21 protein-coding genes, 1 tRNA gene and 1 pseudogene are annotated in these 24833 nt (G+C 69.8%); 14 read left to right on the forward strand and 9 right to left on the reverse strand.

The features are described from left to right. Window positions 1-276 precede the first annotated feature (276 nt). From KF708C_RS26015 to KF708C_RS26025, 3 genes are read right to left on the reverse strand one after another with little or no spacing between them, the layout of a single operon-like run. On the reverse strand, window positions 277-966 hold the full coding sequence (locus tag KF708C_RS26015) for a PIG-L deacetylase family protein (protein ID WP_020206126.1): 690 nt from the start codon (window positions 964-966) through the stop codon (window positions 277-279). Between the two features lie 40 nt (window positions 967-1006). Next, the gene (locus tag KF708C_RS26020) at window positions 1007-2065 is read right to left on the reverse strand and encodes a glycosyltransferase family 4 protein (protein WP_059413860.1); all 1059 of its coding nucleotides are present in this window, start codon (window positions 2063-2065) and stop codon (window positions 1007-1009) included. After that, a complete protein-coding gene (locus tag KF708C_RS26025) occupies window positions 2065-3342 on the reverse strand; it encodes an oligosaccharide flippase family protein (protein WP_059413862.1) in 1278 nt (425 codons plus the stop codon). Before KF708C_RS26025 ends, KF708C_RS26020 begins: the two co-directional genes overlap by 1 nt. Window positions 3343-3657: 315 nt before the next feature. Here KF708C_RS26025 and KF708C_RS26030 point away from each other — a divergent pair, with 315 nt between their 5' ends. The 4 genes and pseudogenes from KF708C_RS26030 to KF708C_RS36535 all read left to right on the forward strand — a co-directional run. Then, window positions 3658-4845, forward strand: coding sequence for a glycosyltransferase (locus KF708C_RS26030; protein WP_059413864.1), 1188 nt, complete (start codon window positions 3658-3660; stop codon window positions 4843-4845). A 165-nt stretch (window positions 4846-5010) separates the two neighbouring features. Then, window positions 5011-5724 carry a DapH/DapD/GlmU-related protein gene (locus KF708C_RS26035; protein WP_231586580.1) on the forward strand — a complete coding sequence of 238 codons (714 nt, stop codon included), beginning with the start codon at window positions 5011-5013 and terminating at the stop codon, window positions 5722-5724. Window positions 5725-5798: 74 nt separating this feature from the next. After that, entirely contained in the window at window positions 5799-6944 is a 1146-nt protein-coding gene (locus tag KF708C_RS26040) for an acyltransferase family protein (protein WP_020423976.1), read from the forward strand. A gap of 46 nt (window positions 6945-6990) precedes the next feature. Continuing rightward, window positions 6991-7425, forward strand: a pseudogene (locus tag KF708C_RS36535) (IS3-like element ISAzo10 family transposase); the annotation flags it as partial. Between the two features lie 46 nt (window positions 7426-7471). Here KF708C_RS36535 and KF708C_RS26050 read toward each other — a convergent pair. Together KF708C_RS26050 and KF708C_RS26055 are read right to left on the reverse strand one after the other, a co-directional pair. Continuing rightward, entirely contained in the window at window positions 7472-9466 is a 1995-nt protein-coding gene (locus KF708C_RS26050; protein WP_059413867.1) for a hypothetical protein, read from the reverse strand. 4 nt (window positions 9467-9470) lie between these two features. Then, the gene (locus KF708C_RS26055) at window positions 9471-10094 is read right to left on the reverse strand and encodes a phosphatase PAP2 family protein (protein WP_020206134.1); all 624 of its coding nucleotides are present in this window, start codon (window positions 10092-10094) and stop codon (window positions 9471-9473) included. Between the two features lie 269 nt (window positions 10095-10363). Here KF708C_RS26055 and galU point away from each other — a divergent pair, with 269 nt between their 5' ends. After that, window positions 10364-11377: a UTP--glucose-1-phosphate uridylyltransferase GalU gene (galU, locus tag KF708C_RS26060; protein ID WP_082079877.1), complete on the forward strand. Its 1014-nt coding sequence runs from the start codon at window positions 10364-10366 to the stop codon at window positions 11375-11377. 16 nt (window positions 11378-11393) lie between these two features. On the opposite strand, the gene KF708C_RS26065 is transcribed toward galU, so the two are convergent. Next, on the reverse strand, window positions 11394-11861 hold the full coding sequence (locus KF708C_RS26065) for a GDP-mannose mannosyl hydrolase (RefSeq protein WP_059413870.1): 468 nt from the start codon (window positions 11859-11861) through the stop codon (window positions 11394-11396). Window positions 11862-12337: 476 nt separating this feature from the next. Here KF708C_RS26065 and KF708C_RS35960 point away from each other — a divergent pair, with 476 nt between their 5' ends. From KF708C_RS35960 to KF708C_RS34890, 9 genes are all read left to right on the forward strand, one after another. Beyond that, the gene (locus KF708C_RS35960; protein WP_156173953.1) at window positions 12338-12493 is read left to right on the forward strand and encodes a hypothetical protein; all 156 of its coding nucleotides are present in this window, start codon (window positions 12338-12340) and stop codon (window positions 12491-12493) included. 692 nt (window positions 12494-13185) lie between these two features. Next, a complete protein-coding gene (gene fdnG / locus KF708C_RS26075) occupies window positions 13186-16254 on the forward strand; it encodes a formate dehydrogenase-N subunit alpha (protein ID WP_155888070.1) in 3069 nt (1022 codons plus the stop codon). A 46-nt stretch (window positions 16255-16300) separates the two neighbouring features. Beyond that, on the forward strand, window positions 16301-17239 hold the full coding sequence (gene fdxH / locus KF708C_RS26080; protein WP_020203093.1) for a formate dehydrogenase subunit beta: 939 nt from the start codon (window positions 16301-16303) through the stop codon (window positions 17237-17239). Continuing rightward, window positions 17226-17867, forward strand: a complete 642-nt coding sequence (locus tag KF708C_RS26085) for a formate dehydrogenase subunit gamma (RefSeq protein WP_020203092.1) — start codon at window positions 17226-17228, stop codon at window positions 17865-17867. Before fdxH ends, KF708C_RS26085 begins: the two co-directional genes overlap by 14 nt. Before the next feature lie 93 nt (window positions 17868-17960). Then, entirely contained in the window at window positions 17961-18923 is a 963-nt protein-coding gene (gene fdhE / locus KF708C_RS26090) for a formate dehydrogenase accessory protein FdhE (protein ID WP_059413872.1), read from the forward strand. Window positions 18924-18949: 26 nt separating this feature from the next. After that, window positions 18950-20377, forward strand: a complete 1428-nt coding sequence (selA, locus tag KF708C_RS26095; RefSeq protein ID WP_059413915.1) for an L-seryl-tRNA(Sec) selenium transferase — start codon at window positions 18950-18952, stop codon at window positions 20375-20377. Beyond that, on the forward strand, window positions 20374-22305 hold the full coding sequence (selB, locus tag KF708C_RS26100; RefSeq protein ID WP_059413875.1) for a selenocysteine-specific translation elongation factor: 1932 nt from the start codon (window positions 20374-20376) through the stop codon (window positions 22303-22305). Before selA ends, selB begins: the two co-directional genes overlap by 4 nt. A gap of 53 nt (window positions 22306-22358) precedes the next feature. Further along, a tRNA-Sec gene (locus tag KF708C_RS26105) sits at window positions 22359-22454 on the forward strand. Between the two features lie 149 nt (window positions 22455-22603). Continuing rightward, window positions 22604-23836, forward strand: a complete 1233-nt coding sequence (locus KF708C_RS34890) for a tyrosine-type recombinase/integrase (RefSeq protein ID WP_082079880.1) — start codon at window positions 22604-22606, stop codon at window positions 23834-23836. Here KF708C_RS34890 and KF708C_RS26110 read toward each other — a convergent pair. From KF708C_RS26110 to KF708C_RS36755, 3 genes are all read right to left on the reverse strand, one after another. Beyond that, complete coding sequence (locus KF708C_RS26110; protein ID WP_370552857.1) at window positions 23808-24089, reverse strand: helix-turn-helix transcriptional regulator; 282 nt, start codon at window positions 24087-24089, stop codon at window positions 23808-23810. The genes KF708C_RS34890 and KF708C_RS26110 overlap by 29 nt on opposite strands. After that, window positions 24067-24618, reverse strand: coding sequence for a GcrA family cell cycle regulator (locus KF708C_RS35965; protein ID WP_156173954.1), 552 nt, complete (start codon window positions 24616-24618; stop codon window positions 24067-24069). Before KF708C_RS35965 ends, KF708C_RS26110 begins: the two co-directional genes overlap by 23 nt. Window positions 24619-24627: 9 nt before the next feature. Continuing rightward, window positions 24628-24833: hypothetical protein (locus tag KF708C_RS36755; protein ID WP_231586581.1), on the reverse strand; the 206-nt coding region annotated here is incomplete at its 5' end.

Below are 24833 nucleotides of genomic sequence, written 5' to 3' on the forward strand. Positions count from 1 at the left end.
TTCACTAGGCAGGCGCATGGCGTTGCCTGGTTATTTACAAATAAAAAAATTCGGAAAAAATAATTAATATGCTCCATTCGATATGGCCGGAGGCGGCGCGCAGTTCGCGTGATTCTTCCACTGTTACCGCGTCTTTCAGCGCGCAGGTGCCGTGCGCGCCGCCCGCGCGGCGGGCGGCGACATGGAAAGAAACGGCGGGAACGTAAGAGGCAGGCCCGCCCGGCTGGCGGGCAAAGCCAGGCGGCGGGCGGGCGATCGCGGCCGCGCGGCAGGCGTTCAGTCGCCCCAGCGCATGCGCAGGACGTGCAGCACCTCGGCCAGCGCGAAGCCGGATTCGGCGCCGCGCCACTGCGCCAGCGCGGTGACGCCGGCCACGCCGACGAGGTGGCCGGCGCCTTCGTGGATCTGCGAGACATGCCTGCGCAGCGCGTCGATCTTGCGCTGCCAGGTCGCGCTCACGTCGATGTACAAGGTGCCGCCGGCGACGTCGACGATGCCGCCGCCGCCCCAGCACGTGGCCGGGTACTCGTAGGCGGCCACCAGTCCCGGCGCGTGCTTGGCGCGGCTCGGCCGCGTGGCGGCCAGCCCGACCTCCCAGCAGTAGCGGTGGTCCTGGTGCGAGGACGCCAGCGGGATCAGCACCTCGTCCGGCTCGAAGCGGTTCTGCAGCATGTCCAGCCGGTGGATCATCTGCGCGCGCGGCACGGTGTCGAGCGCGCCGTCGAAGCCGGTGGTCAGGACCTCGGTGGCCTGCACGCCCAGCACGTTCATCGACTCCAGGAACTCGTTGAGGCGCTCGCGCTCGCCGACCACCCGGCCCAGGTTCAGCGAGCGGCTGGTGCCGGCCGTGGCCAGCACCACCATGACCTCACCGCCGGCGTCGACCACGCGCGCGAGGTAGCCGCCCACGCCCAGCTCGGCGTCGTCGGCGTGCGGGCTCAGGACAAGTACACGCTTGCGTTCCATCTCTGCCTCCTCCTGTTTCTATGCCTCCCCGCGGCGGCGCTCAGGCCGAGCTCACCAGCCGGCGCGCCAGCGCGCGGTACTGGCCGGCGGTGTCGTTCAGCGTGAGGCCGTCGAGCGAGCGCGCCATGCGCGGCTGGGCCAGCGCGCGCGTGAGCGCCGCGCCGTAGGCGGCGGCGTCGCCGGTATCGAGCAGTTGCACGCCCGGGTAGTCGCACGCGAAGGCGAAGGCGGGAATCGCGCTGGCAACCACCGGCACGCCAGCGGCCAGCGCCTCGAGAAAGGCGATGCTGTGCGCCTCCGAGGCCGACGGCATGGCGAACACCGTCGCCGAGGCCAGCAGCTCCGGCACGTTGTTCTGCGGGCCGTTGACCCACACCTTGTCGCCCAGGCCAAGACCGGATACCTGCGCGCAGACCTCGGCGTAGTAGGCCGGGTCCTCGATCACGCCGTACATCTCCAGCCGCGCGTCGGGCACGTCGCGCAGCGCCTCGCGGAACGCCAGCACGGTCTGCAGCTGATTCTTGATGGCCGCGTAGCGGCCCACCTGCACCACCAGCGGCGCGCGCGCCGGCACGGCCGGGCGGATGAAGAAGCGGCCGGTGTCCACGCCGTTGGGGATGACCGCCATGAGCGGATGCTCGCCCACCGCGCCGATGTAGTCGCGGAGGTTCCCCTGCGACACGCCGATCACGGCGCGCGCGCGCGTGGACAGCAGCCGCTCGACGTTGCGGAACAGCTTGCGCTCGAAGTCGTTGGCGGCCGAGTGCATCACGTACACCACCGGCACGCGCGACGGCAGCGCGCGCGCGTAGAACGCCGGGATGGTGGCGTGGGCGAACAGGATGTCGGGCCGGCACGCGCGCAGCACGCCGCGCAGGTGCCACAGCCGCCCGGGCAGCTTGTGCGGCCGGGCGGGGAACAGGCAGCGCACGCCGGCGGCGTCGAGCTGGGCGCGCAGCGGCGCGAAGTCGTCCTGCTGCGGCATCAGCGCCGACACGCACACGGTGTCGCCGTGGGACTGCTGGTGGATCGCCAGGTCCTTGGCCAGCATCTCCGCGCCCGACAGGCGCGGGGTCAGCACCAGATGAAGAATCCGCATCATGCCTCCTTGTGCGTGCGCGCGCCGCGTATCCGGTGGATGCGGTAGAGCATCCAGGCCGCGGCGCACGACAGGCCCAGCGTCATCGCCCACGCGAGGCCGGCCGCGCCGCGGTAGTGCGTGGCCGGCGGCACCGCGGCGAGCAGCACGCAGATCTGGATCACCGAGGCCTCGGTGGCCGCGCGCGGCAGGCCCACCGCGCGCAGGTACGCCACCAGCACCGCGATCAGCGCGCCGATGGCCATGTAGATGGCGAAGATGCGGAACAGCGGCACCGCGCCCAGCCACGCCGGCCCCAGCACCAGCAGGAACAGCGGCTCCGCAGCCAGCCGCAGCGCCACCACCACCGCGGCCAGCCCCAGCCCGCCGAGCAGCACGAAGCGCCGCAGCAGCGTGGCGTCGGAGCCGTCCTGCTTGCGAAAGCGCGCGGCGAAAGTGGGGAACAGGTACTGCGACATGGCGATGCCGGCATCGGCCAGCAGCATCTGCGCGAACTTGGACGACATCTGGTACACGCCGAGCTGCGCCGGCCCGAGCAGCTTGCCGACGATGACCTTGTCGAACTGGTTGAGCAGCAGGTTGACCACGCTGCCGGCCCAGATCCAGCGGCTGAAGCCCATGTAGTGGCCGATGCCGGTCCAGCGCGGGCGCAGCGGCGGGCGCGGCTTCATGCCCAGCCACGTGAGCGCGCTCTTGAGCGATTCGCCGGCCAGCAGGCCGATCAGGATGGCGCCCGCGCCCGCGCCGGCCAGCGCGCAGGCCACGCCGACCACGCAGTCGGTGGCGGCGGCGGCCACCTCGATGCCGGCGATCTGCTGGAAGCCGCGCTCGCGCGTGACCACGAAATAGGCCGGCGAGGCCAGCCCGCGCACCAGCGGCAGCGCGGCGGCCATCAGCAGCGGCAGCAGCGCGCCGTCGAGGTGGAACTGCGCCTGCAGCACCGGCGCCAGCGCCGCCAGCAGCAGCGCCACCAGCGCGCCGCGGCAGGTCAGCACGGTCCACAGCGCGCCGAGCTGGTCCGGCGAGGGCGGCTGCTGGCCCTGCACCACGGCCTGCGGCAGGCCGGTGTCGCTGAGCGCCTCGGCGATGGCCACGGCCAGCAGCGCCACCGCGGCGATGCCGACCGCGGACGGGCCGAGGATGCGGCCGACCACCAGGAACTTGACCGCCACCAGCCCGCGCACCATCACCTGCTGGCCCAGCACCCACGCGGCCGAGCTGGCATGCAGCCCGGACCGCGGCAGGAAGGCGGCTGCGCCGCGCAGGGATCTGGCCATGTTGCTGTGCCCCTCGGTGACGTCGTGGACAGGCGCTCGGGCGGCGCGCGGCGGCGGCCGGCGCCGGGGATGCCGGTGACGCGGCCAACGCTTGCGAGCCATGCGGCCCAATCTACCGCAGCCGCGCGGGCGGCAATCGCCAGGGCATAGCTTTAATCCGTCACCCCGCGGCGCCGCGCGCGGGCCAGTGCTTTTCCGCCAGCGGGGCGCAGATTGGCGGCTGGCGCGGCAGGCGCGGTGCTAATGTGAAACGGAGGATTCTCCGCAACCCGCTGCACGGCGGCCCGCGCCGGGCCCGCTGCGTCCGGACCCGCCATGCCCGACCCGACCGCACTGATCATCGAGCACGACTTCACCGGCCACCGCTGGCGCTACGTCGAGTGGGCGATGCAGGCCTACCGCGAGGCCGGCTACCACTGCATGGTAGCCACCGATCCGGCCAACCGCGAGCACCCGCTGGCGCGCCGGCTGCTGGCCGGGCAGCAGCCGCACACCACGCTGCTGTTCGTACCGGCCCCGGCCGGCGCGGGCGCGGGCGCCGGCCGCGTGGCCTATGTGCGCTTCTGGCGCATGTTCCGCCACGCGTTCCGCATCGCCGGCGCGGAGCGGCCCGCCTCGCTGGTGGTGGTGCCGTATGTCGATTACTTCCTCTACGCGCTGCCGCTGCTGGGCTCGCCGTTCGGCGCGGTGCCGTGGGTCGGCATCACCATGCGCGCGAGCTTCCATCACAGCAAGGTGGGCGTGAAGGCGCCGCGCCAGCCGCTGGTCAACGCGGTCAAGACCTGGCTGTTCCGGCGCGCGCTCGACACCGGCGGCATGAAGACGCTGCTGTCGATCGACCCGACGCTGCCGCAGTGGGTGGCCTCGGCCAGCGGCCGCGCCCAGGCCGTCGCCTACCTCGCCGACCCCTGCCCCGAGGCGCTGCCGGCCGATCCCGCGGCGGCGCGCGCGCGGCTCGGGCTGGGTCCGGGCCGGCACCTGCTGGTGTATGGCGCCATCAGCGAGCGCAAGGGCATCCGCGAGCTGGTGGCGGCGCTGGCGGCGCATCCGCGCGCGCCCGCGCTGGTGGTGGCGGGCCAGCAGGACGCCGACGTGCGCGCGTTCCTGCGCGAGGCCAGCCGCGCGCTGTCGCCGCCGATAGTGATGCTGGACCGCTTCATCTCCGACGAGGACGAGGCCGCCCTGTTCTGCGCCTGCGACGCGGTGTGGCTCGGCTACAAGGGCCACTACGGCATGAGCGGCGTGCTGGTGCAGGCCTACCGCGCCGGCAAGCCCGTGATCGCCACCGCCGACGGGCTGATCGGCTGGTTCTGCCGCGGGCGCGAGCTGGGGCCGGTGCTGGACGATCTCTCCCCCGCGGCGATCGGGCGCGCGCTCGACCAGCTCGGGCAGTCCGCGTGGCCGGCGCCGGCGGCGCCCGCCGCCGCCCCGCCGCGCGCGCACCTGCTCGCGCGCAACACGCTCAGCGAATTCAAGCAGACGCTGCGCCGCGCCGCGGCCTAGGCCGCGGCCGGCCTGGCGCCGTAGTGCCAAGCCGCCAAAACGCCCCTTGCGAAAGGCCATTCCCGGCAAATAGCGATTCGCCCGCTGTTTCACGTTCGATAATTTTCCCGACAGGAACGAAATGAATGAAATCGCGAACGGTGCGCGAGGGGCGAAGGACCGGACATGAAGACCGAAGCATACGCAGACTACCTGGAACGCGCGGCCGGCCCGCGCGAGGCGGCCACGCCGGAAGTGCGTGATGCGCGCGACACGCGCAATGCGCGCGACGGCACCCGGGCCGCGTCCGCCGGCCGCGTGGTCGACCTCGACCTGGCCGGGCCCGGCAACTACGTGCGCCGCCGCGGCGTGCTGGTCGAGGCGATGTGGTTCGTGATCGAGGCCGCCATCATCAGCAACAAGCTGATCCCGTTCTCCGGCCTGCGCGCGGGCCTGCTGCGGCTGTTCGGCGCGCGCATCGGGCGCCGCTGCCGGCTGCTGCACCCGATCCGGGTCAAGTCGCCGTGGAACCTGGAGGTCGGCGACAGTTGCTGGTTCGGCATGGACGTGTGGATCTACAACCAGGCGCCGGTGCGCATCGGCTCGAACGTGTGCATCTCGCAGGGCAGCTTCCTGACGGCCGGCTCGCACGCGCTGGACGGCAACATGGACCTGCAGGTCGCGCCCATCGTGATCGAGGACGGCGTGTGGATCACCGCCGGCTGCGTGGTGCAGAAGGGCATCACCATCGGGCGCTCGGCGGTGGTCACGCCGCTGTCGGTGGTGCACCGCTCGCTGGAGCCGGAAGGCATCTACGGCGGCAATCCGTGCCGCTTCATCCGCAAGCGCTTCGGCGCGCCCGCGGACATGAGCGAAGCGGACGCGCCCGGCATGCGGTAGGCGGCGCGCGCACGACCCGCGCCGGCCGCGCCAGGAGCAAGACCATCCCGACAGCGCGCTTGGAGGAGAACAGCATGGAAAACCCGGCAACCCGCGGCAAGCACATCGGCAGCCGCTCGATCGAACTCGACTTCGTGCGCGGGCTGGCCATCATCGCCGTGATGGGCATGCACTTCCATGCCGTGAGCACCGGCAACCCGCTCATCGCGCTGATCGAGTATCCGCTCAAGAACTTCGGCCGCGAGGGCGTCAACCTGTTCTTCACGCTGAGCGGCTTCCTGGTCGGCGGGCTGCTGCTGCGCCAGTACGCGCAGAACGGCCACGTGGACGCGCGCCGCTTCATCATCCGCCGCATCTTCAAGATCTGGCCGGCCTACTACGCGCTGATCCTGTTCCACGTGCTGGCCGGGCGGCACCCGACCAGCACCTTCCTGTACCAGAACCTCACGCACCTGCAGAACTACCTGGGCAGCTCCATCACGCAGACCTGGAGCCTCGCCGTCGAGGAGCACTTCTACCTGTTCCTGCCCGCGGTGCTGCTGCTGGTGGCGCGCCTGTCGCTGCGCGCCGGCACCATCCTGTGGATGACGGCGGCGCTGTGCGTGGTGGTGCTGGCCGCGCGCTGCTTCGCGGTGGCCAGCGGCGACCTCGAAGGCGCCTCGGCCTACACGCAGTACCGCATCGACAGCCTGCTGTACGGCGTCATGCTGGCCACCCTGTACTGGATGAAGCCCGAGCTGTACCACCGCATCGCGCGCCGCAAGATGCTGCTGGTGGCCATCGTGGCGGCCACGGCGGCGTGGCTGGTGCTGCTGCAGCGGAACCTGGTGCTGGAGGAGACCATCGGCTACACCATCCAGTCGATCGGCTTCGCCGCGCTGATCGTGCTGGTGCTCGAATACTCGGGCAAGCTGCGCACCGCGTGGCTGTACCGCGCGGTGGCGTGGACCGGCGTGTACTCGTACGGCATCTACCTGTGGCATTCGGTGGCGCTGGCCCCCGGCGACCTGTTCATCCGCAAGGCGACCGCGCTGGGCGTGCCGGCGGTGCCGCTGTGGGGCCTGGCGCTGGCGCTGCAGTTCGCGGTGGCCATCGTGGTGGGCTACGCCGCCACGCGCGCGATCGAATTCCCGTTCCTGCGCATGCGCGATGCGCTGTTCCCGGCCAACAAGCGCAGCGGCGAGCCGGCTCTGCAGCCAAGCGAGCGCCCCGCCGCTTGAGCGCGCCGGGCCCGCGCCGCGCACGGAGAAAACAGGGTGAACCACTGTGGCTAGGTACGCTCAGTCCATCAAAGACCGCGCCGTGGCGCGGATGCTGCCACCCGAGAGCGCCAGCGTCGAGCAGGTCTCCGCCGAGATGCGCATCTCGATGGCCGCGCTCGGGCGCTGGCGCGCCGACGCGCTGGCCATGCCGCCGGCCGACCCCGCCGCCGCCGGCGAGGCCCGGCTCGAGGCCGTGCTCGCCACCGGCACGATGGGCGAGCAGCAGAAGTCGCAGTGGTGCCGCGACAACGCCGTCGACCCGCTCGAGCTGGAATACTGGCGCCGCAGCGCCGCCGCGGCGCTTTCCGACAGCCGCGGCATGGGCGCGGTGCGGCGCCTGCACGAGCAGGACCAGCGCCGCATCCGCGAGCTGGAGCGCGAGCTGCGCCGCAAGGAGCAGGCGCTGGCCGAGGCCGCCACGCTGCTGGTGCTGACCAAGAACGTCACCGCGCTGTTCGAGACCTCGGGCAACAAATAGGCAGGCCCTACTGCGCCACGTAGCCTTCGGGCGTGGTCACGCCGGCCTGCGCCACCGTCGCGTTGGCCGAGATCACGTACAGCGGCGCCTCGGTCAGCGCGAGCGTGAGCGCGCCATTGGCGTACGGCACCGTGGCCGCGTTGCCCATCATGTCCAGCACCGTCACGCTGCCGCTGGTGCCGGGCGCGTCCACGGTCAGCGTGTAGGGCACGCTGTAGGTCGCGCTGAAGCCGCTCGCGGCGCTCCAGCTGGCATTGTCGTGGGTCCACAGCGCGGTCACGATGCTGTTGCTGCCCAGGCGCTGGAACGCATAACCGTAGACGCCCTGCGGCAGGCCCTTGAGCGGACCCAGCGTGTTGGTGCCGTCGACCAGCCGCGTCATCGCCGCCACCGCCATCGCCGCCGGCTTGGGGCTGACGCGCGCCGGGCCGTGGCTGCCTTTCGGGTTGTCCAGGTTGAAGAAGATGCCGTAGCCGGGCTCGTCGGGCGGGTCGGCGGCATAGAACACGAAGCTCACGTCGGCGCCCTCGCCGAGCAGGATCAGGTGCGCGCGCGCGACCACCGCGCCGTGCGCGTAGAGGATGTTCTGGGTCGGGTAGTCGGGGCCGTAGGTCGCGCCGAGGTCGTAGCTGATGCCGGTCTCGGTGACGAACAGGCGGGCGCCGCGCTTGAGCCGCGTGGCCACCACGTGGCGCAGTTCGCGCATGGCCGCCGGCAGCGCGTTGGCGGCGTCCGCGGCGCTGGGCGCGCCGACCAGCCGCTCGGGCGGGTGCGACGGCGAGGTGCCGGCGTCGTAGTAGCCGTGCGCGCTCAGGCCGTCGAGGTACTGCGCGATGCCCAGCGGCGCCAGGCGCTCGATCCACACCGAGTTCTGCCGCAGGAAGGCATTGGTGGTGCCCATCACCACCGCGTTGGGATCGTTGGCGTGGATGCCCTGCCACGTCGCCTTGTACATCGCCACGAAGTTCGCGTCGGTGTCCTTCCACGGCCGGCCGCCGTCGTAGTCGGGCTCCCACGTCACCTGGTAATAGTTGGCCGACTGCGCCGGGAAATAGCGCGCGCGCGCGGCGGCCGACTCCAGCCCCACGCGCGTCATGTAGTCCTGGTACGCCGGCATGGACTTGGGCGCGTAGCCATAGGTGGGCTGGCCGGTCGGGCTGGCCCAGCCGGGGATGCCGTCGAGCTGGATCAGCCGCATCAGGTCGCCGGGCTGGAAATAGGAAGCCAGCGGATAGGTGGCCGGGTTGAAGGTGTTGGGGCCGCTCGGCTCGGTGACGGACCAGTTGCGGTTGTCGTTGGCCCACGACAGGCCCAGCGCCGGATAGATCGGGCGATAGCCGTCGCCGTCGCAGCAGGTCTGGCCGGGCGCGACGAACGCCGTGCCCTGCCCGCCGAAGCGGTGCAGGTCCTGGCGCGCGTAGCTGGCCGCCGGCAGCACCGCGGAGACGTCGGGCAGCACGCCGAAGGTGGCGATGCCGTTGGGGCGCGTGCCGCGCGAGCGCAGGCCGCCGCCGGCCGAGGCCAGGCTCACCGACACGGCGAAGTAGCCGGCGGCGCTCGCCCTGCAATCCATCGTCGACACGCGCGGGCCGGCGTCCACCGGGAACTGCCCGTTCGCGCGGACCCGGCCCCAGGTGTCGGCGATGGACCAGTTGGCGACGTCGGCGCCGGCCGCGCGCGTGGTGATGCTCACCTCGAAGGTGCTGCCCGGCGCGAACATGCGCGAGCCGTCGCTGCCGGGCGTGTCGGCCTCGATGGTGTCGCCGTCGGGCGGGGCGTCGGCGCCGGCGGCGGGCGCGGCGCAGGTGATGGTGCCGCTGTCCGCCAGCCCGGCCGCGGCCGGCGGCGGCGCGCTGCCGGCCGGCCTGGGCTTGTCCGCGCCGTGGTCGCCGCCGCACGCGGTGGCGGCGAACAGGCACAGGCAGGCGAGCAGCGCGGCGGGCAGGGTATGGCGCGCGGCGCGGCGCGGCGGGCGGGGGGCGGCGGGACAAAGCAGACGCATCGCGCTAGTCTCCCTGGTAGCAGATCACCTGCGCGTAGTACGGAGAGTAGTGCCAGATGATCTGCTGCAGCGGCGCGTGGCGACCGTAGGCGACCGTGGCGACCGTGCACAGGCCGAGCAGCGCCGCCCCGGCGATCACGCTGCTGCCGGGCCGGCGCGGCGCGGGCGCGCAGGCGCGCAGCACCCAGCCCGCGATGGCGGCGCCGAGCAGCCAGCCGGCCACCACCTCGGCCGGCGTGTGCGCGCCGAGCAGCACGCGGCTCAGGCAGATCAGGGCCGCCAGCGCCAGGCCCAGTGTCAGCCCCGGCAGCAGTCCCCGTGTCGGGCCGGCGGCGCGCCAACCCGGCCGCGCGCCGCGCAGCAGCAGCGCCAGGAACACCGACCACACCGCCGCCGAGAGCATCGCGTGGCCGCTGATCACGCGCATGTCGAAGCGCTCCAGCGCCAGGCCGCAGCCCGCGTGCAGCAGCTTGCTGGCCAGCACCACCGCCGAGCCCGCCGCCAGGCACGCGACCCAGCGCAGCGCGGCGCGCCACCCGTCCGCGCGCAGCAGCCACAAGGCCGTGGCGAACGCCAGCGGCAGCGTCACGGCAGCATCGCCAAGGTCTGTGATGCGATACCAGTTCATCGTGCTTGTTCGTTGTGCTTGCCCGTCGTGCGGCAGTCCGGCTTGATGGTCCGACCGACGATCCGACCTGATGGCCCGACCTCATGGCCCGACCTGATGGCCCGACTCTAAGGCCGCCGCGCCGCGCCGTGGCGCTCGCGCGCGCGCACTGTCTGAATAGGGCGAACTGTTGGCAGATGCCCGTCTGGCCACGGCGATACGCTGGCTGCACCTGGGCAAGCCGCGCCGCGGCCGCCTCGGCCGGGCAACCACACGACGGGGGTAGATCCATGCTCAAGATCAGGAAAGCCGTATTTCCGGTGGCCGGCCTAGGCACGCGCTTCCTTCCCGCCACCAAGGCAAGCCCGAAGGAGATGCTGCCGGTGGTCGACAAGCCGCTGGTCCAGTACGCCGTGGAGGAAGCCATCGCGGCCGGCATCACCGAGCTGATCTTCGTCACCGGGCGCAGCAAGCGCGCCATCGAGGACCACTTCGACAAATCCTACGAGGTGGAGGCCGAACTGTTGGCGCGCGGCAAACAGGCGCTGCTGGACCTGGTGCGCGGCATCAAGCCCGCCCACGTCGACTGCTTCTACGTGCGGCAGGCCGAGCCGCTCGGGCTCGGCCACGCGGTGCGCTGCGCCAGCAAGCTGATCGGCGACGAGCCGTTCGCGGTGATCCTGGCCGACGACCTGCTCGACGCGCGCACGCCCGTGCTCAAGCAGATGATCGAGGTCTTCGACCACTATCACAGCAGCGTCATCGGCGTGGAGGCGATCGCGCCGCGGGACTCCCGCTCCTATGGCGTGATCGACGGCAAGCCGTGGGACGAGCGCGTGTTCAAGATGTCCGGCATCGTGGAGAAGCCCGCGCCCGAGGCGGCGCCGTCCAACCTCGGCGTGGTGGGCCGCTACGTGCTGATGCCCAGCATCTTCGCGCACCTCGGCGCGCTCGCGCCGGGCGCGGGCGGCGAGCTGCAACTGACCGACGCGATCCAGGCGCTGCTCGCCCACGAGCAGGCGCTGGCCTACCGCTACGAAGGCCGGCGCTTCGACTGCGGCAGCAAGCTCGGCTACCTGAAGGCCACGGTGGAGTTCGCGCTGCGCCATCCCGAGGTGGCGGCGCCGTTCGCCGAATACCTGCGCGAGGAATGCGCCGTGTTCGCGCAGCCGGCGCCCGCGAAAACCGGCGAAGCCGCGCAAGCCACTCAATCCGCGGAAGCCACGGAAGCCACGCAGGCCGCGGCCAGCACGGCCGCCGCCCGCGCCGCGCAACGCGCCGGGCTGGTGCCCGAGGCCGCCTGAACGGCGCGGGCCGGCTTCAGCGGAAGTAGGCCTTGGTGTTCTCGTGCACGTCGTCGCGGCCGAGCAGTTCCCCGGGCGTCATCCAGCGGTAGGCGCTGTGCTGTTCCGGCATGCCCGCCGCCTCCCCGCTGTCCTGCGCCTCGTCCGGCATCGTCCAGGCGTAGGCCAGCACAACGTAGTGCGTGGTGACGCCCGGCTCCCCGGCGAAGTTGTCCGGGTAGTGATGCTCGAACACGCCGCGCGCCACCGCGCCGGCGCGCTCGGCGCCGGCAATGCCGAGCTCGTCCGCGACGATGCGCCGGAATGCCGCATCGAGGCTTTCGTCCTTGCGGATGCGCCCGCCCGGCACGAACCACGTGTCGCGCGCGGGACGGTTGCGGCGGCGGCCGAGCAGCGCGCGGCCCCGGGCATCGGTGACGATCAGGTCGATCGACACCAGCGGGGCGTGGCGCACCACGGCGAGGAAATCCATAGCACCGAGCATGGATGGCGGCTCCAGGAAAAATGATGGCGTTGGAAAAAGCGGCAGCGGCGCGGCAGCCGGCGAAACGCGGGACGACGCCGGCGAAAGGGGGAATGACCGGGAACCGTCGACGCACTCTCGCCGGCGCAGAAAGGCGCCCCGCCCACCGGGGGATAGGCGAGGCGCAAAACGCGCGCAAGTGGGTCAGACCTGAGCGCGACGTTCCGAGCCTAACCGCGTCCGCGCGATCATAACGTGGGCTAGCGCACCGCGCGCTGCCACAAGCGAACGATTGGCGGAAGGCGACGGTCCGGTCCGCGGGCCACCGGCGGGCGCCGGATTTTTCCAATCCACCCAGAGGTTGGGTATCCCTTCAGACTGCCCGGCGGCTGACGTTATTGCGGGAGCGGCCGGGAGTGGCCTGCCGCATGCCCGGCGCAGGCGCCCGGGTATCACCGCGCGCCCGCGGGGCACGCCCGAACCCCACGCAGACCCCCATGCAATCCGACCTGACCCTCCTGACGGCGCTGTGCGCCGTTACCGCAGTGCTGTTCGCCGCGCTCGGCATCCGCTATCTGCGCAAGCGCTCGCGCGTGGACCTGTGCATCTCCCGGCTGGAACAGCAGTTGCGCGAGCGCCGGATGGGGCAGTGATGCCCGTTTTATGATTTAAAAATCACATAACGACCGGATCAGCCACGAGGTGGCCCGGTCCGAGTGCCGGAACAGAGCCCGAAAATATGGGTTATTCTCGACATCATGTCTTATAGACGATACTTATGATTTCCCACGTAACGAGCCGCAGTAAATGTATGCATAAGTCTGAGAACTGGGCCACCGGCGAATTGTCCGCGTGGACGGCATCGTTACCGATCTTCGCAGCGGGGTTCCAGGGTACCCGATGCAGGCCATAGAGCGTGCAGGGTTGGAACGACGGGGTGTGGATGTCGCGGGGTGTAAAGGGCCATTCTTCGGAGTGGCCTTTTTTATTGGTTTTTTTGCTTGTTTCTTGGGTTTCGGGAGTCGCTTTTTTCTCCTGGGTCGGGTTTTCTGTTTGGGCTTTCTGTGGGCCTTGAGGCTCGGGCGGTTTGGGTGGTTCGGGCTGCTGCCGCGACCGGTTTGGGTCGCCACGGCGTAGCACCGGCGTGGTTTCGTGGCGGGCGTGGTGGCTCCCGCTTGACGGGCGGTGGCCTCGGCGTCACCTGCCATCGTTCCGCACTGTCGTATCCACCAACGACCATGCTTGATCGGGAAAGCACGCGTCCCGCTTGTGCATTTCCCTGCCTATACTCTCTGGAACAAGACGCAAAAACCCCACCGTTGTCGCCATGTCCAGGAGAGTTCTCATGGTTACGATGAACAGGCGCCAGTTTCTGAAGATAACCGGCGCATCCCTGGCAGGCTCCAGCCTGGCCTTGATGGGATTCTCGCCGGGCGAGGCGCTGGCGGAGGTGCGGGCCTACAAGCTGGCCCGCGCCACCGAGACGCGCAACACTTGCCCGTATTGCTCCGTGGCCTGCGGCCTGCTGATGTACAGCCTGGGGGACGGCGCCAAGAACGCCACCGCCAGCGTGATCCACATCGAGGGCGACGCGGATCATCCGGTCAATCGCGGCACGCTGTGCCCGAAGGGCGCCGGGCTGATCGACTTCATCCACAGCCCCAGCCGGCTGAAATACCCGGAATACCGCGCGCCCGGCTCGGACAAGTGGGTGCGGCTGTCGTGGGACGATGCGCTGGACCGCATCGCCAAGCGCCTCAAGGAAGACCGCGACGCCAACTTCGTCGACAAGACCGCCGACGGCAAGACGGTCAACCGCTGGCTGACCACCGGCATGCTGGCGGCCTCGGCCAGCAGCAACGAGGTGGGCTACCTCACGCAGAAGACCATCCGCAGCATGGGGATGCTGGGCTTCGACAACCAGGCGCGCGTCTGACACGGCCCGACGGTGGCAGGTCTTGCCCCGACGTTTGGCCGCGGTGCGATGACGAACCATTGGGTCGACATCAAGAACGCGGATGTGGTGCTGGTGATGGGCGGCAACGCGGCCGAGGCGCACCCGTGCGGCTTCAAGTGGGTGACGGAGGCCAAGGCGCACAACAAGGCCCGGCTGATCGTGGTGGACCCGCGCTTCACGCGCTCGGCCTCGGTGGCGGACCTGTACGTGCCGATCCGCACGGGCAGCGACATCGTGTTCCTGGGCGGCGTGATCCGCTACCTGCTGGCCAACGACAAGATCCAGCACGAGTACGTGAAGCACTACACGGACTTCACCTTCATCGTGCGCGAGGACTTCGCCTTCGACCAGGGCATCTTCTCCGGCTATGACGCCGGCAAGCGCAGCTACGACAAGACCACCTGGGACTACGAGCGCGGCGACGACGGCTTCGTCAGGACCGATCCCACGCTGGCGCACCCGCGCTGCGTCTTCAACCTGCTCAAGCAGCACTACGCGCGCTACACGCCCGAGATGGTGGAGCGCGTGTGCGGCACGCCAAAGGACAAGTTCCTCGCCGTATGCGAGATGATGGCGTCCACCGCCACGCCCACGCGCGCCATGACCATCATGTACGCGCTGGGCTGGACGCAGCACTCGATCGGCTCGCAGATCATCCGCACCGGCGCGATGGTGCAGCTGCTGCTGGGCAATATCGGCGTGTCCGGCGGCGGCATGAACGCGCTGCGCGGCCACTCCAACATCCAGGGCCTGACCGACCTGGGGCTGCTGTCCAACCAGTTGCCCGGCTACATGACGCTGCCGAGCGAGCCCGAGCAGGACTACGACAAGTACATCGCCGCGCGCGCGCTCAAGCCGCTGCGACCCAACCAGCTCAGCTACTGGCAGAACTACCCCAAGTTCCACGTCAGCCTGATGAAGGCGTGGTGGGGCGACGCCGCCACCGCGGACAACCACTGGGCCTACGACTACCTGCCCAAGCTCGACAAGCTGTACGACCTGCTGCAGGTGGTCGAGTTGATGAACCAGGGCAAGATGAACGGCTACATCGCGCAGGGCTTCAACCCGCTGGTGGCCGCGCCCAACAAGGCCAAGCTCGCGGCCGGGCTGGCCAGGCTCAAGTTCCTGATCGTGATGGACCCGCTGGCCACCGAGACCTCCGAGTTCTGGCGCCACGCCGGCGAGATGAACGACGTCGACCCGGCGCGGATCCAGACCGAGGTGTTCCGCCTGCCCACCACCTGCTTCGCCGAGGAAAACGGCGCGCTGGTCAACTCCGGGCGCTGGCTGCAATGGCACTGGAAAGGCGCCGAGCCGCCGGGCGAGGCGCGCAGCGACCTGGAGATCATGGCCGGGCTGTTCCTGCGCATGCGCAAGATGTACCAGGCCGACGGCGGCAAGTTCCCCGACCCGATCCTCAACCTGACCTGGCCCTACGCGGACCCGTACAGCCCGAACCCGGAAGAACTGGCCCGCGAATACTCCGGCCGCGCCATCGCCGAGCTCAAGGATCCCAAGGACCCCGCCAAGGTGACGCGGCGCGCGGGCGAGCAGTTGAGCGGCTTCGCCGAGCTGCGCGACGACGGCAGCACCGCCAGCGGCTGCTGGATCTTCTGCGGCGCCTGGACCAGCGCCGGCAACCAGATGGCGCGGCGCGACAATACGGACCCCACCGGCATCGGCCAGACCCTGAACTGGGCCTGGGCGTGGCCGGCCAACCGCCGCGTGCTGTACAACCGCGCCTCGTGCGATCCGGCCGGCAAGCCGTTCAACCCGGCGCGCAAGCTGATCGGCTGGAACGGCACCGCGTGGGGCGGCGCCGACGTGGCGGACTTCAAGGCCGACGAGGACCCGGCCGGCGGCATGGGGCCGTTCATCATGAACCCGGAAGGCGTGGCGCGCTTCTTCGCCCGCGCCGGCATGGCCGAGGGGCCGTTCCCGGAACACTACGAGCCGTTCGAGACGCCACTGGGCTACAACCCGCTCAACGACAAGCAGCCGCAGGCCACCAGCAACCCGGCCGCGCGCGTGTTCAAGGACGACCTCGCGGCGATGGGCAAGGTCGCGCAGTTCCCGCACGTCGCCACCACCTACCGGCTCACCGAGCATTTCCACGGCTGGACCAAGCACGCGCGCATCAACGCCATCCTCCAGCCCGAGCAGTTCGTGGAGATCGGCGAGGCGCTGGCGAAGGAGCTCGGCATCGTCGCGGGCGACCGCGTCAAGGTGTCGTCCAACCGCGGCTTCATCAAGGCGGTGGCGGTGGTCACCAAGCGGCTCAGGGCGCTGCAGGTGGACGGCAAGACGTTGCACACGGTGGGCATCCCGATCCACTGGGGCTTCACCGGGCTGGCGCGGCCGGGCTTCATCACCAACACGCTGACCCCGTCGGTGGGCGACGGCAATACGCAGACGCCGGAGTTCAAGTCCTTCCTGGTGAAGGTCGAGAAAGCCTAGCGAAGACGCGGGAACATAGAGGACATAAGGGGCACAGGGGAACGTCATGGCACTGCAGTCTCTCGACATCCGCCGGCGCTCGGCCACCACCACGCCGTCGACACAGGTGCGCGCGCCGGCGACCGGCACCGTGGCCAAGCTGATCGACACCACCAAGTGCATCGGCTGCAAGGCCTGCCAGGCGGCGTGCATGGAATGGAACGACCTGCGCGACGAAATCGGCCACAACGTGGGCGTCTACGACAACCCGGCCGACCTGAGCGACCATTCCTGGACCGTGATGCGCTTCTCCGAATACGAGAACCCCAACGGCAACCTCGAATGGCTGATCCGCAAGGACGGCTGCATGCACTGCGACGATCCCGGCTGCCTCAAGGCCTGCCCCTCGCCGGGCGCCATCGTGCAGTACACCAACGGCATCGTCGACTTCCAGGAAGAGAACTGCATCGGCTGCGGCTACTGCATCACCGGCTGCCCGTTCAACATTCCGCGCATCTCGAAGCAGGACCACAAGGCCTACAAGTGCACGCTGTGCTCGGACCGCGTCGGGGTGGGCCAGGAACCCGCCTGCGTGAAGACCTGCCCGACCGGCGCCATCGTCTTCGGCACCAAGGAAGACATGAAGCAGCATGCCGAGGAGCGCATCGTCGACCTCAAATCGCGCGGCTTCGACAAGGCCGGCCTGTACGACCCCGCGGGCGTGGGCGGCACGCACGTGATGTACGTGCTGCACCACGCCGACCAGCCTTCGCTCTACCACGGCCTGCCCGACACGCCGCGCATCAGCCCGCTGGTGGGCCTGTGGAAGGGCCTGGCCAAGCCGCTCGCGGTGGCCGGCATCGCCGTCACCGCGCTGGCGGGCTTCTTCCACTACATCCGCGTCGGCCCCAACGAGACCAGCGAGGAAGACGAGGAAGCCGCGCGCGCGGAACTGGCCCGCGAGCCGCGCGCGGCCGACGAGGAGGGACGCCATGAAACCCGCTGACAGGCCCGGCCTGATCCTGCGCTACACCGCCGGCGAGCGCACCAACCACTGGATCGTCGCCATCAGCTTCGTCCTGCTGGCGCTGTCCGGGCTGGCGCTGTTCCATCCGTCGATGTTCTGGCTGAGCAACGTGCTCGGCGGCGGCACCTGGACGCGCATCCTGCACCCGTTCCTGGGCGTGCTGATGTTCGTCTCGTTCGTGCTGCTGGTGCTGCGCTTCTGGCGCCACAACATGCTCAACGCCAACGACCGCGTGTGGCTGCGCCACGCCGGCGACGTGCTCGCCAACCACGAGGAAGCGCTGCCCGAGGTCGGGCGCTACAACGCCGGCCAGAAGCTGCTGTTCTTCCTGATGGTGCTGTGCATGCCGTTGCTGCTGCTGTCGGGCATCGTGATCTGGCGCGTCTACTTCTCCGCGTATTTCCCCATCGAGGTCATCCGCGTCTCGGCGGTGGTGCACGCCATTTGCGCCTTCGCGCTGATTTGCGGCATCATTGTCCACATCTATGCGGCGTTGTGGGTCAAGGGCTCGGTCGCGGCCATGACGCGCGGCACGGTGACTTACGGATGGGCCTGGAAGCACCACCGCGCGTGGTTCCGGGAAGTCTTCAGGCAAGGCAACAAGTAGCGCCACAAACAGCGCCGGACGCAGGCTGCCGCCCGCACCGGCGGCGCCTGCGGCGTCCCCGCCGGGATGCCGTTCCACGGAACCGGGACGATCATGGTGCAGCGCATTCTCCAACCCCACGAAATCGAGTCGCTCGACCACGTCGCGCTGGCGCGCCTGCGCCTGCCGCCGCGCGCCGGCATCTTCGCCGCGCGCGCGCAGCGCCTGCGCCAGCTTGCCGGCGGCAACCCGATCGGCGCCTATCTCGCCCTGATGGCCACCGTGGCCGAGGCCCAGGAAGCGGCCGCCGCCAGCCTGGACTTGCCGCCGCCCGACGCGCACGCCATCGCGCTGGCGCGCGAGCATCGCATGCCGCCGCTGGCCGCCGCCGGCGGCCACGGCGACGGCGCGTGGCACGCCGCGCTGGTGGCGCTGCTGGCCGCCTTGCAGGTCGCGCCCGGCCTGCCGGCGGCGGCCACCGCGGCGCTCGCGCGGCTGGCCGCGCTGCCGCCGCATGCGCTGGCCGCCCAGGCGCAGGCCCTGCTGGGCGGGCGCGACGACGAAGCCGACCCCGCCATCGCGCCGTTCCTGATGGCCGCGCTCCAGGTCGGCTGGACCAGCCGGGCCAGCCAGCTCGCCGAGGCCGACGTGCCGGCGCTCGACGTGCACACCGTGTGCCCGGCATGCGGCACGCTGCCGGTGGCCAGCATCGTGCGCATCGGCGGGCGCTACCAGGGCCTGCGCTATCTCCATTGCGCGCTGTGCGCCACCGAATGGCACATGGTGCGCATCAAGTGCAGCCATTGCGAATCCACCGAGGGCATCGCCTACCACGTCGCCGAGAACGAGACGGCCCAGCGCGAGGCCACGGAAAAAAGCGACGGCCTGCACGTGGTCAAGGCCGAGTCCTGCGAGCACTGCCATACCTACCGCAAGATCTGCTACATGGAAAAGGACATGGAGGTCGAGCCCGTCGCCGACGACCTCGCCACGCTGGCGCTGGACGTGCTGATGGGCGAGGCCGGCTACGCGCGCGCCAGCGGCAACCCGCTGCTGTGGCAGGGAGCGCAGTCTTGAGCGCGCTCGACGACGACACGCCCGCCATGCCCGCCGCGCCCGCCCTCGCCGGGCCGGCGGACATTCCCTCGCTCGACCGCCTGCTCAACGCGCCCGAGCTGCAGCCGCTGCTGGCCAGCCACGGCCGCACCCAGGTCACGGCCACGCTGCGCGGCCTGCTCGACGGCTGCCGCGCGCAGGCGCTCGCCGGGCGGCTGGCGGCCGGCGCAGTGGCGCCCCGGGCGCTGGCCGAAGCGCTGGGCGCGGCGCTGGCGCGCGCCGCCGAGCCGCGCCTGCGCGCGGTGTTCAACCTCACCGGCACCGTGCTGCATACCAACCTCGGCCGCGCCCTGCTGCCCGACAGCGCGGTGCAGGCGGTGGCGCGCGCGCTGACCGCGCCGGCCAACCTGGAATTCGACCTCGCCAGCGGCGCGCGCGGCGACCGCGACGACCTCGTCGAGGACCTGCTGTGCGAGCTCACCGGCGCCGAGGCCGCGACCGTGGTCAACAACAACGCCGCGGCCGTGCTGCTGATGCTCAACGCGCTGGCGCAGCGGCGCGAGGTGGTGGTCTCGCGCGGCGAGCTGGTCGAGATCGGCGGCGCCTTCCGCATCCCCGACATCATGCAGCGCGCCGGCGCGCGGCTGGTCGAGGTGGGCACCACCAACCGCACCCATCCGCACGACTACGCCGACGCCATCGGCCCGCGCACCGCGCTGCTGATGAAGGTCCATTGCAGCAATTACCAGGTGACCGGCTTCACGCGCAGCGTGGAGGTGGCCGAGGTGGCGGCGCTGGCCGCGCCGCACGGCCTGCCGGTGGTGGTGGACCTCGGCAGCGGCACGCTGGTGGACCTCACGCGCTGGGGCCTGCCGCCCGAGACCACGGTGCGCGAGACCATCGAGGCCGGCGCCAGCCTCGTGACCTTCAGCGGCGACAAGCTGCTCGGCGGGCCACAGGCCGGGCTGATCGTCGGGCGCGCCGAGCTGATCCGCAAGATCAAGAAGAACCCGCTCAAGCGCGCGCTGCGCGTGGGCAAGCTGACGCTGGCCGCGCTCGAGCCCGTGCTGCGGCTCTACCGCGCGCCCGAGCTGCTGGCCGACAGCCTGCCCACGCTGCGCCTGCTCACGCGCGCGGCGCCAGACCTGCACGCGCAGGCGCTGCGCCTGCGCCCGCTGCTGCAGCCGGCGCTGGGCGACGCCTACCTCGTCGCGGACGCGCCGATGTTCAGCCAGGTCGGCAGCGGCGCGCAGCCGGGCAGCCAGTTGCCGAGCCACGGCCTGGCCATTACGGCAGCAGGCGGGCGCCGCGTCGGCGCCGGGCGCCAGCTGCAGCGGCTCGAAGCGGCGCTGCGCGCGCTGCCCCGCCCCGTCATCGGCCGCGTCGCCGACCAGACCCTGTGGCTGGACCTGCGCTGCCTGGAACAGGCCGACGAGGCCGCCTTCTGCGCCCAGTGGCAGGCGCTGCGCCCATGATCGTCGGCACCGCCGGGCACATCGACCACGGCAAGACCACCCTGGTGCATGCGCTGACCGGCGTCGACACCGACCGCCTCAAGGAAGAGAAGGAGCGCGGCATCTCCATCGCGCTCGGTTATGCCTACACGCCGCTGCCCAACGGCGACGTGCTCGGTTATGTCGACGTGCCCGGCCACGAGCGCCTGATCCACACGATGGCCGCCGGCGCCAGCGGCATCGACCTGGCGCTGCTGGTGGTCGCCGCCGACGACGGCGTGATGCCGCAGACGCGCGAGCACGTGGCCATCGTCGAGCGGCTCGGCATCGCGCGCGCCGCGGTGGCGCTGACCAAGGCCGACCGCGCCGGCGCCGCGCGCCTCGACGCGGTGCGCGGCGAGATCGCGGCGCTGCTGGCCGGCACGCCGTTCGCCGGCGCGCCGGTGTTCGCGCTCGACGCCACGCGCGCCGGCGACGCCGGCGTGGCCGCGCTGCGCGCCTGGCTGCACGAAGCCGCGCAGCAGGTGCCGCCGCGCGGCGCGGACGGCCTGTTCCGGCTGGCGGTGGACCGCGTGTTCACGCTGCCCGGCCACGGCACGGTCGTCACCGGCACGGTCCTCGGCGGCCAGGTCCGCGTTGGCGACACCATGCAGGTCGCGCCGTCCGGCAAGCCGGTGCGCGTGCGCAGCATCCACGCGCAGCAGCGCCCCGCCGACACCGGCCGCGCCGGGCAGCGCTGCGCGCTCAACCTGGCCGGCATCGACAAGGACGCGGTCAACCGCGGCGACTGGATAGCCGATCCCGCGCTGGTCGCGCCCTCGGTCCGCATCGACGTCTCGCTCGCCCTGCTGCCGCAGGCGGACCTGCGGCTGGCGCACTGGACCCCGCTGCACGTCCACCTCGGCACCACGCACCAGTTGGCCAACGCCGTGCTGCTCGACACCGAAGCGCTGGAACCGGGCGGCACCGCGCTGGCCCAGCTGGTGTTCGCCGCGCCGGTCTGCGCGCTACCCGGCGACCGCTTCATCGTGCGCAACGCGCAGGCCAGCCAGACCGTGGGCGGCGGCACCGTGCTCGACCCGTTCGCGCCCGAGCGACGCCGCCGCACCGCGCGGCGCCTGGCGTGGCTGCGGGCGCTGCGGGAAATGACCGAAGGCGCCGGGCTGGCGCCGCTGCTGGCGCAGGCCACCCACGGCATCGCCACCGCGCGCCTGGCCTGCCTGACCGGCAGCGGCCCGGCCGGCTGGCGGCTGCCGGCCGACGCGCTGACCGTGCCCGCGGCGGGACATGCCGATGCCTGCGTCATCCTCGCCGCGCACTGGCAGGCGCTGCAGCGCACCGTGCTCGACACGCTGGCCGCGTTCCACGCGCGCCTGCCCGACGAACCCGGCCTCGACGCCGGCGCCCTGCGCCGCGCGGCCCTCGCCGGCGCGCCGGCGCTGCCGGACGCGGCCTGGGGCGCGCTGCTCGACACGCTGGTCGGACAAGGCGCCCTGCGCCGCAACGGCGCATGGCTGCAACTACCGTCGCACGCCGTCACGCTGTCGGACGAAGACCTCGCGCTGGCGCAGCGCATCGCGCCGATGCTGGCGGCCGGCGGCTACGACCCGCCCTGGGTGCGCGAACTCGCCGCGGCCCGCAACGTGCCGGAAGACAGGATGCGCCAGCTATTGCGCCGGATGGCGCGCCAGGGCACGCTGCACCAGATCGTGCCCGACCTGTTCTACGACGACGGCCGCGTGCGCGAACTGGCCGCGCTGGTCGCCACGCTGATCGCGCAACATGGCAGCGCCGACGCGGTGCGCTTTCGCGACGCCACCGCGCTGGGCCGCAAGCGCGCCATCCAGATTCTGGAGTTCTTCGACCGCGTCGGCTACACTCGGCGCGTCGGCAACGGCCGCGTGCTGCGGCCCGGCAATGCGTGGCAGGCCGGTGCCGGCCGCGTGTAGTCCGTGCAGTCCGTGCAGTCCTGTAGCACCCGCAAGTCCATGTAGTCCGCGAAGGAAGGCATGCGTATCCGGTGATGCGGCCGGGCTTCAAACCCGGTTGGGGGCGTCAGCCGTTCCCAGGTAGGTTCGACTCCTGCTGCTTTCCGCCAAGTAACGCTCTCGTTGGTTCCCAATTTTTCCCGTTAGCCCCCATAAAGCATGGCGCCTTGGGTGATCCGTGGGTATCAATCCTCTTGCCCATCCCCATCTGTTACCGCACAATCCACTCATCAAATGTGGGTAGGAAAGGGGGTAAGAGATGGCTGCACGTCAACTGAACCGGCTATCGGCCATCGGTATTTCCAAGGAGGTCAACCCCGGCTACTACGCCGATGGTGGCGGCCTCTATCTCCAGATATCCCCGAGCGGCTCCCGGTCATGGATCTTCCGATTCACTATCGGCGGTCGGACGCGTGAGATGGGACTCGGCCCGCTGGCGCTCTTGCCGCTGGCTGCGGCGCGCAAGGAGGCCGCGGATTGCCGCATGCTGGTCAAGCAGCGCATCGACCCAATCGAAGCCCGCAAGGCCCGGTCCGTGGCCGCTGCTTCGTCTGGCGCTAGTCGCCTGTTCCGCGATGCAGCCACCGAGTTCATCACAGCCCGTCGCCCAGGCTGGAAGAGTGCCAAGCACGCACAGCAATGGACCAACACCATCGTGACCTATGCGAATCCAGTCATAGGTCATCTTGACGTGTCTGTCATCGATACTGAGATGATTGTGCGCATGCTGCAGCCAATCTGGTCCAAGAAGGCCGAGACAGCGCGGCGTGTGCGCGGGCGGGTGAAAGCGATTCTAGATGCTGAAATGGTGCTCGGTAATCGACTTGGCGACAATCCGGCGCGTTACGTCGATCATCTAGACCGCGTGCTGCCACGCACAAAGAAACGTCGGCAGGTGAATCACCACCCCGCTCTTCCGTGGGAACAGATTCCTACCTTCATGTCTGACCTGAAAGATAGACCGCGGCGCGCTGCTCGAGCGTTACATCTATTGATCTTGACAGCGGCTCGCACCAATGAGATTCGCTTAGCCACCGCCGATGAATTCGATCTCGATGCGAAGGTCTGGATAGTACCCGGCGAACGTATGAAGGGGGGCATGGCTCATCGAGTCCCGCTCTGTGATCAGGCCGTGGAAATCGTGCGTGCTGCAATGGAAAAGTACCGTTCCGTATACCTATTTCCAGGTTTCAAGGAAGGGAAACCACTCTCCAATATGGCGATGCTAAAGGTGCTGGAGATGATGAAGTGCGATGACATCACGGTGCATGGATTCCGATCAACGTTCCGGGATTGGGTGGCGGACTGCACAGACTATCCGGATTCGCTGGCAGAGCAGGCGTTAGCTCACACAATCACATCGTCCACAGAAGCAGCCTATCGGCGCCGAGATATGCTCGAGCGCCGCCGTCCTATGATGCAGGATTGGGCGCAATATTGCGCCGGGCAGACCGGTCAGGTGCTCACGCTCGCGCCATCGCAGGCATCGTGAGATCGAAGTCTGGGATGACTCGCGCGGCCGGCATGAGCTTCCCGGCCTTCTCTGCAAGCCATGCATCGACATCTTCTTCCAGCCACGCGGTACGATTGCTGTAGACATTGAACGGTTTCGGGAATTCGCCGCGCTCGATCATTCGATAGATAGTCGACTGCCCAAGCGATAGCTTTTCAGCGACCTGCTTTATGTTTAGTGCTTTCATATCGTGTTCTCCCTTGTCGATTCTAGATCCATGCCGCGGCTGGATCGCGGCGGATCAAAGTCCCGGCACGCTCGGCATACCGCAAGCGCCTACGTGCATTCTTTGCATCGATCATTTCTGGCCTCTCATTGAGCATCTTCTTGCGCCATTTCGCTGAGGCTGCACTATGAGATATCGGCGCCGGCTTCGGTGTATCTTCGCCAGGCCCAAGCGTATAACGGGGCATCTTCGCACGGTGCCCAACCCATTCACTGATGTGTAAATGCTCCCGATGATGTCGCTTCAGTTGGAGCGAAATATAGGCGCTGTGGAATCCGGTGAGGATAGAGAGTTCCTTGGACGAGCGTGCCACCCCATCGGAAAGCACTCGCTGAATCATGCGCCATGTAACGCACTCATCGCGCTGCACTGTCTTGTTGCGCGCAGGAAGGCCAAGAGCATGCGCCCGGCAGAAGATCGAGGATTGGCTGCGCCCCGGAAAGTCCGTGAACCACTTCCGCACAGGAATGCCATTCGCCCAATACTCACGCAGTTTGGCGTCATCTTCTTCTGTCCAGTGTGTCCAGGCTTTCATCTCCGCCCCTTATCTCCTGCCGTTGTCGCGCATCACTAAGCACTCCAATGCACTCGCTTTGATCTCTGCGGCTTCGGCGCGCCCTTTGGCGTTGTCGAGCGCGTATCGGAGCCTCCGAATCTCATCAGCGGCGTCCTTTCTTAGCTGCCTAGCTTCGGCGCTTTCGGTGAACTCGTTGTGCGAGTCGAGACGTGATAGGAGATTCATGATGCGCA

This window comes from Cupriavidus basilensis (assembly GCF_000876015.1).
Lineage (GTDB): Bacteria > Pseudomonadota > Gammaproteobacteria > Burkholderiales > Burkholderiaceae > Cupriavidus > Cupriavidus basilensis_B.